2 pseudogenes are annotated in these 654 nt (G+C 71.3%); both read left to right on the forward strand.

Going from position 1 to position 654, the window contains the following annotated elements:
* Positions 1 to 253 (forward strand): annotated as a pseudogene (locus tag VTU_RS26030) (phospho-N-acetylmuramoyl-pentapeptide-transferase); the annotation flags it as partial.
* Positions 250 to 654: pseudogene (locus tag VTU_RS26035) on the forward strand (UDP-N-acetylmuramoyl-L-alanine--D-glutamate ligase); the annotation flags it as partial. The pseudogenes VTU_RS26030 and VTU_RS26035, both read left to right, overlap by 4 nt.

Raw genomic sequence — 654 nt, forward strand, 5'->3', positions numbered from 1 at the left:
CGTGCGCCAGGAAATCGTCCTCGCCATCATGGGCGGGATCTTCGTCGTCGAGGCCCTGTCGGTGATGCTCCAGGTCGGCTGGTTCAAGTACACCCGAAAGCGCTACGGCGAGGGCCGGCGCCTGCTGAAGATGGCACCGCTGCACCACCACTTTGAAAAAAGCGGCTGGAAGGAAACGCAGGTGGTCGTGCGTTTCTGGATCATCACCATGCTGCTGTGCCTGGTCGGCCTGTCCACGCTGAAACTGCGATGAACGACGCCCCGAACGCCCCCGCCACCGTCCCCGGCCAGGCCACGCCGGCTGCGCCTGCCGCATGCAGCGCGGCGCAGGCCGCCGCCGATTTCGTGGCGCAGATCTTTGCCGAAATGTCCGCGCCCGAGGCCACCGCCGCTGCCGCCACCGATCCCCCGGGCGCCGCAGAGGAGACGGCGCGCGCCGCGCAGCCGGCCCCCGAGTCGGTCGGCCGGCCCGGCGCAGACATGGCGCTGCTGCGCGGGCAGAACATCCTGATCCTGGGCCTGGGCATCTCGGGCCTGGCCATGGCGCGCTGGTGCACGCGCTGCGGCGCGCGGGTCAGCGTCGCCGACACGCGCGCCGCGCCGCCGCAGCTGCCCGCGCTGCAACACGAACTGCCCCAGGTCCGCTTCGTGTCC

It is taken from the genome of Verminephrobacter aporrectodeae subsp. tuberculatae At4 (assembly GCF_000193225.1).
GTDB classification, from domain to species: Bacteria; Pseudomonadota; Gammaproteobacteria; order Burkholderiales; family Burkholderiaceae_C; genus Acidovorax; species Acidovorax aporrectodeae.